At 70.0% G+C, this 8,036-nt stretch carries 5 protein-coding genes; 2 read left to right on the top strand and 3 right to left on the bottom strand.

What is annotated here, in order from left to right; genetic code table 11:
• Positions 1 to 229: 229 nt before the first annotated feature.
• The 3 genes from ACFVH5_RS42865 to ACFVH5_RS42875 all read right to left on the bottom strand — a co-directional run bounded on the left by ACFVH5_RS42865 (position 230) and on the right by ACFVH5_RS42875 (position 4,061).
• The gene (locus tag ACFVH5_RS42865) at positions 230 to 1,807 is read right to left on the bottom strand and encodes a cation acetate symporter (RefSeq protein WP_385839112.1); all 1,578 of its coding nucleotides are present in this window, start codon (positions 1,805 to 1,807) and stop codon (positions 230 to 232) included.
• A gap of 26 nt (positions 1,808 to 1,833) precedes the next feature.
• Positions 1,834 to 2,301, bottom strand: coding sequence for a DUF485 domain-containing protein (locus tag ACFVH5_RS42870; RefSeq protein WP_385839107.1), 468 nt, complete (start codon positions 2,299 to 2,301; stop codon positions 1,834 to 1,836).
• 236 nt (positions 2,302 to 2,537) lie between these two features.
• Positions 2,538 to 4,061, bottom strand: a complete 1,524-nt coding sequence (locus ACFVH5_RS42875; RefSeq protein ID WP_385839108.1) for an MFS transporter — start codon at positions 4,059 to 4,061, stop codon at positions 2,538 to 2,540.
• 532 nt (positions 4,062 to 4,593) lie between these two features.
• On the opposite strand from ACFVH5_RS42875, the gene ACFVH5_RS42880 reads away from it, so the two are divergent.
• Positions 4,594 to 5,382 (top strand): ABC transporter ATP-binding protein, encoded by a 789-nt coding sequence (locus ACFVH5_RS42880; RefSeq protein WP_385839109.1) that lies wholly within the window; start codon positions 4,594 to 4,596, stop codon positions 5,380 to 5,382.
• Positions 5,379 to 7,952, top strand: coding sequence for an ABC transporter permease (locus tag ACFVH5_RS42885; protein WP_385839111.1), 2,574 nt, complete (start codon positions 5,379 to 5,381; stop codon positions 7,950 to 7,952). Before ACFVH5_RS42880 ends, ACFVH5_RS42885 begins: the two co-directional genes overlap by 4 nt.
• The last annotated feature ends 84 nt before the right edge of the window (positions 7,953 to 8,036 follow it).

Consider the following 8,036-nt stretch of genomic DNA (forward strand, 5'->3'; position numbering starts at 1 on the left):
GCGTTGTTGTGTGCGGCCCGGTGGGGGTTGGCCGCGCAGTTCCCCGCGCCCCTCAAGGGGCAAAAGCCGGGGGCGGAGCCCCCGCTTTTGAGGGGCGCGGGGAACTGCGCGCTCAGCCCCCACCGGGCCGCGGATTCTTGGGGGCGCGGGGAACTGCGCAATCCTTTGGGCCCGCCCCCACCGGCCCGCAGCCTGCTCACGACCCAGCCCCCCCGGCCCCCAGGGAACGTCACTGCTTACGTGCGGCGCCCGCCAGGATCCAGCCCTCCACCGCCTCGTACTGCCGTCGGTGTTCCTCGCCCGCCCGCCGCCCCGAGGCGACCGTGCCGAGCCAGCCGAGGGCGAAGCCCAGTGGGATGGAGACGATGCCGGTCGTGGTGAACGGGAACCACGTGAAGTCGTGGTCGGGGAACGCCGAGATGGGCGACCCGGACACGAGATTCGTACCGGTCATCAGGATCAGCGTGCCCAGCGAGCCCCCGATGAGCGTGCACAGCAGCCCGGCCCGGGTGTACCGCCGCCAGAACAGGCTGTAGACCAGCGCGGGCGCGATCGCGGAGGCGCCCAGGCAGAACGACAGCGTGACGAGCGGCTGCAGGCTGTGGTGCTGGACGAGGGTGGCCAGCACGATCGCCGGGATGCCGACGGCCGCCGCGGACGCCCGCGCCAGTGTCATCTCGCGGCGCGGTGTGAGCGGTTCCTTGCGGTGGGCGAAGACGTCGTGGGCGAGGGAGTTGGCGCAGGCGAGGATCATGCCGGCGACGGAGGCGAGCAGTGTCAGGAAGAGCGCGGCGGTGACGGTGGTGAAGAGGAACGTCTCCGCGGTGGAGACGTCCGTCCCGAACGCGGCCCGGGAGCCCAGCAGGTACGCCGTGTTGCCCTGCGGGTCGGCGCCCGCGATGGCCTCGCGGCCGATCAGTGCGGTCGCGCCGAAGCCGACGACCGTGATGACGAGGACGAACAGGGCCACGGCCGGTACCGCCCAGGACATCGACCGGCGTACCTGGCGGGCGCTGCCCGCCGTGTACATGCGCATGGTGATGTGCGGCAGGCAGGCGCCGCCGAGTACGACGGTGAGCTGGGCGCTGATCATGTCGAGGCGTGGGTTGGGTCCGGCCGAGAACTGCAGGCCGGAGCTGAGGAACGCCGACCCCGCGCCGCTGTTCTGGGCGGCCTGGTCGAACAGATCGCCCAGGCTCCAGTCGAACCTGGCGAGGATGAGCAGGGCGACGACGGCGCCGGAGCCGAGCAGCATCACGATCTTCAGGATCTGGATCAGCGCGGTGCCCTTCATGCCGCCGATCGCCGCGTAGCTGATCATCAGGATGCCGAGGCCGATGATGCAGCCGGTCTTCAGGCCCTCGCTGGAGAAGCCGAGGATGAAGGCGAGCAGGTCGCCGGTGCCGGCCAGTTGTACGAGCATCAGCGGGAGCAGCGCGGTCAGTGTCGCCGCGCACGCGGTGATCCGTACGGCCCGGCCCGGCATCCGGCGGGCCAGGGCGTCGCCCATGGTGAACCGGCCCGCGTTGCGCAGGGGTTCGGCCAGCAGGAACATCAGGAGCATGAGGGACAGGGCGGTGCTCAGGGCGAGTACGACGCCGTCGTGGCCGAAGAGCGCGATCACGCCGCCGGTGCCGAGGACGGTGGCGGCGGAGATGTAGTCACCGGCGATGGCGAGGCCGTTGCGCATGGGGGAGAGGCTGCCGTAGCCGGTGTAGAACTCGTCGAGGTCGTCCCGGTCGGGGCCGGTCATCACGCAGAGCAGCAGGGTGATGGTGGCCACGACGGTGAACGCCACCAGGGACATCGCCTGGGCGGAGTTGCTGAAGCCGGTCACCGGTGTGCCTCCGTGTGCCTGGTGTCCAGGTCGGCCTGTTTTCTGAGCCGCTCGGCGATCGGGTCGACGGTCCTGCGGGCGGTGTACTCGTACAGTCCGATCGCGGCGCCGGTGACGGGGACCTGGATGAGGCCGAGGAGCAGGCCGACGGTCAGGCCGTCGGTCACCTCGTCCGTCATGAGGGAGGGCGCGGTCGCGGACAGGACGAGGAACAGGGTGAAGTAGCCGAGGGCGGTCAGGGTCGCCACCCGCCGCTGCAGCCGGTACGCGGAACGCAGCACCCGGATGTCGCTGTGCTGTCCGAGTGCGCTGTGCCGGGGCCGGTGCGGTCCGGCGGGTCCGGGCTCCGGCTGCTGCTGCGGCGTCCAGGGGTAGGTGGAGTAGGACTGCGAGGAGCTGTGCGGCGGTTGGTGCGGCGGACGGTGCGGTGGAACGGGGTACGACGGGGACGTGTCGTATGACATCCCGGTTCTCCTTGCGTGGCTCGGGCCCGAAACGGACCGCAGGGAGCGGGGGGTGGAACGACGACGCACGTTACTCGCAGGTAGCCGAGGGACGCGAGGGTTTTGACAAACTGATTGGTCGGTATGCGCTTACTTCGCTGACCTGGGGTGTTACCCGCGTTAACTTCTTTACGTCCGTTTCGAGGGTGTCCACTTGCGGCCGAAGTGACCCGTGGTTCCGGATCGCCGCGCGACCCTCAGTCGCCGGGGGTCTTGAGCACCGGGAAGCGGCGCGGGGCCATGAACAGCAGGACCAGGAAGGCGAGTGCCGCCGCGCAGGCCGCGCCGAAGTAGACGGCGTGGACCGCCTCCGCGACCGCCCGGCGTACGTGTTCGGCCGGTGCGCCCGACTCCAGGGACGCGGTCACCGAGTCCAGGTCGCCCGCGCCGCCCAGCCGGGAGGCCAGCACGCCGTTGGCGACCGCGCCGAAGAGCGCGGCGCCGATCGTCTGGCCCGTCTGCCGGCAGAAGAGGACGGACGCGGTGGTCGTACCGCGTTCCGCCCAGTCGACGGTCGACTGGACCCCGATGAGCAGGGGCAGTTGGAAGAGGCCGAGCGCCCCGCCGAGCAGGAGCATCAGGACGGCGGGCTGCCAGGCCGCGCCGGGGTAGGGCAGGAACGGGAAGGCGAACAGGATCAGCGTGGCCGTGCCGATGCCGAGCATCGCCGTGCTGCGGAAGCCGATGCGCCGGTAGACGTGCTGGCTGAGGGCCGCCGACACCGGCCAGCTCAACGTCCATACGGAGAGCACGAATCCGGCGGCGATGGGGGTGAGCCCCAGCACCGACTGCGCGTACGTGGGCAGGAAGACGGTCGGGGCGACCATGAGCAGGCCCAGCGCGCCGAGCGCGAGGTTCACGGCGGCGATGGTGCGCCGCCGCCACACCCAGCCGGGGATGATCGGTTCGGCGGCCCGGCGTTCGACGAGCACGAGGGCGCCGATGAGCCCGAGTCCCGTACCGAACAGCGCAATCGAGGGCGCCGACAGCCACGGCCAGACCACCCCGCCCTGCACCAGGGCCGTCAGGAGTACGCCGCCGCAGGCGAAGACGGTGAGCGCGCCCGCCCAGTCGATGCGCGGGCGGCGCGCGGGGGCGGCCCGTTCGGGCTCGTGGAGGTGGCGGACCAGCAGCCACAGGGCGACCGCGCCGAGCGGCAGGTTGATGAGGAAGATCCAGCGCCAGTCGGCGTACGAGGCGAGCAGCCCGCCGATCGCGGGGCCCGCGATCGCCGAGGTGGCCCACACCGTGGACAGCTTCGCCTGTATCTTCGGGCGCTGCTTGAGCGGGTAGAGGTCGGCGGCGAGCGTCTGGACCGTCCCCTGGAGGGCGCCGCCGCCGAGGCCCTGGACGATCCGGAACGCGATCAGCGCGGCCATGTTCCAGGCGAGCGCGCAGAGCAGGGAGCCGAGCAGGAAGAGGACGCAGCCGGCGATCAGGACCGGCTTGCGGCCGAAGGTGTCGGAGAGCTTGCCGTAGACGGGCAGGGTGACGGTCACCGCGAGCAGATAGCCGGAGAACAGCCACGAGAAGACGGAGAAGCCGCCGAGGTCGCCGACGATCTGCGGGACGGCGGTCGACACGATCGTGGAGTCGAGCGCGGCCAGCCCCATGCAGAGCATGAGGGAGGCGACGACGGCCCGTCGGTTCCTGGCCCCGGCCCGCGCCGCGGCGGGCCCGTCCTCCGTGACCGCCGGTATCTCGGTGTCCCCCTGGCCCACAGGATTCCTTCCCCTTGCACCTATCTGCCGTGGCCACTCTCCCACTTGAGCCTCACGTCGCGGGAGGGCGGACGCCGGGAGAGCCGGAAGGTGGAGGCATCCCCGAGGAGGACTCCACCGACGGGTGGACACCCCCTAGGGGAACCTCCGTACGACGGCTCGGGGAGGGGTCGTCCCGGCGGAGGACGAGACCGTACGGGTGCCGTCCTTAACCTGGCTTTATGCCGCTGAGGGGGGCGGAGGGCGGTGCCGGGGGCGGTCTCCCGCACCTTCGGGGGTGGGGTTTTCCCCAGCAGAAGACTGCGCTGGGCACCAGCGCGGCGGACCACCCAGCGCCACCAGACTTAGGGCTGTGACCGGGCGGCGTGACCGCACCGCCGCACCGCACGACGTACTTGAACAGCGCGACGACATACGTGAACGGCCTGACGACGTACGTGAACGGCTCGACGCGGACAACCGCAGAGCACAGGCACCACAAGACACCGCAGACCGTCACCGTCCTGACGGTGACCGACTTAGGAGACATACCGTGACATCGGCTGTAACCATTCCCAGGCACGGGGGCACTGGAGAGCGTACGGCCGTTGCCGCGCGGGCACGGCAGGTCGTCAAGGCGTACGGGTCCGGCGAGACCCGTGTCGTCGCCCTGGACCAGGTCGACGTGGACATCGCGCGGGGCCGGTTCACCGCGATCATGGGCCCCTCGGGGTCCGGCAAGTCCACCCTGATGCACTGCCTCGCAGGCCTCGACACCGTCTCCTCCGGGAAGATCTACCTGGACGAGACCGAGATCACCGGGCTCAAGGACAAGAAGCTCACGCAGCTGCGCCGGGACCGGATCGGCTTCATCTTCCAGGCGTTCAACCTGCTGCCGACGCTGAGCGCCCTGGAGAACATCACGCTCCCGATGGACATCGCGGGCCGCAAGCCCGACAAGGCGTGGCTGGCCCAGGTCGTCGAGACGGTCGGGCTCGCCTCCCGGCTGAAGCACCGGCCCAACCAGCTCTCCGGCGGCCAGCAGCAGCGCGTCGCCGTGGCCCGCGCCCTGGCCGCGCGGCCCGAGATCATCTTCGGCGACGAGCCCACCGGAAACCTCGACTCCCGCGCCGGCGCCGAGGTGCTGGGCTTCCTGCGCCGCTCGGTCGACGAGCTCGGCCAGACCATCGTGATGGTGACGCACGACCCGGTCGCCGCCTCCTACGCGGACCGCGTGCTGTACCTGGCCGACGGCCGGATCGTCGACGAGATGCTCCGGCCGACCGCCGACGCCGTTCTCGACCGTATGAAGGACTTCGACGCCCGGGGGCGCACGTCATGACCGTCTTCAAGACCTCGATGCGCAACTTCTTCGCGCACAAGGGACGCATGGCCCTCTCGGCGGTCGCCGTCCTGCTGTCGGTGGCGTTCGTGTGCGGCACGCTCGTCTTCACCGACACCATGAACACCACCTTCGACAAGCTCTTCGCGACGACCTCCTCCGACGTCACCGTCTCGCCCAAGGCGGCCGAGGCCGACGACACCCCGCAGAACGGCAAGCCGGAATCGCTGCCCGCCTCGACCGTCGAGCGGACGCTCAAGGCGCAGGGCGTCAAGTCCGCCGAGGGCGCGGTCAGTTCGATGAACGTGACCGTCGTCAACAGCGACAACAAGAACATGGGGTCCAGCACCGGCGCCCCGACGATCGCGGGCAACTGGACGAAGAACGACCTGCGTTCGATGGAGATCACCTCCGGGCACGCCCCGCGCGGCCCCACCGAGGTGATGGTCGACGCCGACACCGCGGACAAGCACCACCTCAAGATGGGTGACGAGCTGCGCACCATAGCCGTCACCGGTGACTTCAAGGCGAAGATCGTCGGTATCGCCACCTTCAAGGTCACCAACCCCGGTGCGGCCGTCGTCTACTACGACACCCCCACCGCACAGCGCGAACTCCTCGGCTCCACCGGCCGGTTCACCCAGATCAACGTCACGGCCGCCGCCGGGGTGACCGACGCCCAGCTCAAGCAGAACGTCTCGAAGCAGCTCACCGCGGCCGACGGAACCTTCAAGATCCAGACGCAGAAGGAGTACGCGGACGAGAGCCGCGAAGGCATCGGCGAGTTCATGAACGTCATCAAGTACGCCATGCTCGGCTTCGCCGGAATCGCCTTCCTCGTCGGCATCTTCCTCATCATCAACACCTTCTCGATGCTGGTCGCCCAGCGCACCCGCGAGATCGGCCTCATGCGGGCCATCGGCTCCTCCCGCAAGCAGGTCAACCGTTCCGTGCTCATCGAGGCACTGTTCCTCGGCATCGTGGGGTCGATCCTGGGCGTCGCCGCCGGGGTCGGCATCGCGGTCGGCCTCATGAAACTCATGTCGATGGCGGGCATGAACCTCTCCACCGCCGACCTGACGGTCAAGGCCGCCACCCCGGTCATCGGCCTGGTCCTCGGCGTCGTCGTCACCGTCCTCGCCGCCTACCTGCCGGCCCGCCGCGCGGGCAAGGTCTCCCCGATGGCCGCACTGCGCGACGCCGGTACGCCGGCCGACGGCAAGGCCGGCTGGATCCGCGGCATCATCGGCCTGCTCCTCACCGGAGCCGGCGGCGCCGCCCTCTTCACGGCGGCCGGCGCCGACAAGGCCGCCGACGGCGCGTCGATGCTCGGCATCGGCGTCGTGCTCTCGCTGATCGGGTTCGTCATCATCGGCCCGCTCCTCGCGGGCGGTGTGGTCCGGGCCCTCAGCGCGGTCCTGCTGCGCGGCTTCGGCCCCGTCGGACGCCTCGCCGAACGCAACGCCCTGCGCAACCCCCGCCGTACCGGCGCCACCGGCGCGGCCCTGATGATCGGCCTCGCGCTGGTCGCCTGCCTCTCCGTGGTCGGCTCCTCGATGGTCGCCTCCGCGACGGAGGAACTCGACAAGTCGGTCGGCACGGACTTCATCGTCCAGGGCAACCAGCGGATCGTCCCGCAGGCCCAGAAGGCCATCGAGGACACACCCGGCCTGGAGCACGTCACCAGCTACAAGATCGTCGAGGCGAAGCTCACCTCGCCCGACGGAAAGACCGAGGACAGCGACGTCACGGCCGCGGACCCGACGTACGCCAGTGACCTGCGCCGCGAGACGCTCGCCGGTGACCTGTCGGCGGCGTACGGCAAGAACGCCATGTCGGTCGGCTCCGACTACGCCAAGAAGCACGGTGTGAAGGTCGGCGACACGATGACCGTCGCCTTCAAGGGCGGACGGAGCGCCAAGCTGAAGGTCGCGGCGATCACGGACGACGACACCGCCCTCGACAAGGGCTCGCGCTACCTGAACATCAGCACGCTGAAGAGTTACGTCCCGGCCGACAAGATGCCGCCGAACGACATGATGTTCGCCACCGCCGAGGACGGCCAGGAGAAGACGGCGTACACGGCCCTGAAGAAGTCCCTGGACGCGTACCCGCAGTACCAGGTCCGTGACCAGACCGACTACAAGCAGGAGCTCAAGGACCAGATCGGCCAGCTCCTCAACATGGTCTACGGCCTGCTCGCCCTCGCGATCATCGTGGCGGTCCTCGGGGTCGTGAACACCCTGGCCCTCTCGGTCGTCGAGCGGACCCGCGAGATCGGCCTGATGCGTGCCATCGGCCTCTCCCGCCGCCAGCTGCGCCGCATGATCCGCCTGGAGTCGGTCGTCATCGCCCTCTTCGGAGCGCTGCTCGGCCTCGGCCTGGGCATGGGCTGGGGCGCCACCGCCCAGCAGCTCCTGGCCCTGGAGGGCCTGAAGGTCCTCGACATCCCGTGGCCGACGATCATCGGAGTCTTCATCGGCTCGGCGTTCGTGGGGCTGTTCGCGGCGCTGGTCCCCGCGTTCAGGGCGGGACGGATGAACGTCCTCAACGCCATCGCGACGGATTAGCTGCCGCCGGATCGCTGCGCTGCTCGAGCGTCCACCACGGACGGGGGTCTTGGTGGGAGCCCGGTGCCGGAGAGTCTGCCGACT

Source organism: Streptomyces sp. NPDC127119 (assembly GCF_042677425.1).
GTDB lineage: Bacteria > Actinomycetota > Actinomycetes > Streptomycetales > Streptomycetaceae > Streptomyces.

Coding starts and splice junctions, on each gene's coding strand:
- ACFVH5_RS42885 (WP_385839111.1), top strand. CDS start 5,379: ATGACCGTCTTCAAGACCTCGATGCGCAACTTCTTCGCGCACAAGGGA.
- ACFVH5_RS42865 (WP_385839112.1), bottom strand. CDS start 1,807: ATGTCCCTGGTGGCGTTCACCGTCGTGGCCACCATCACCCTGCTGCTC.
- ACFVH5_RS42870 (WP_385839107.1), bottom strand. CDS start 2,301: ATGTCATACGACACGTCCCCGTCGTACCCCGTTCCACCGCACCGTCCG.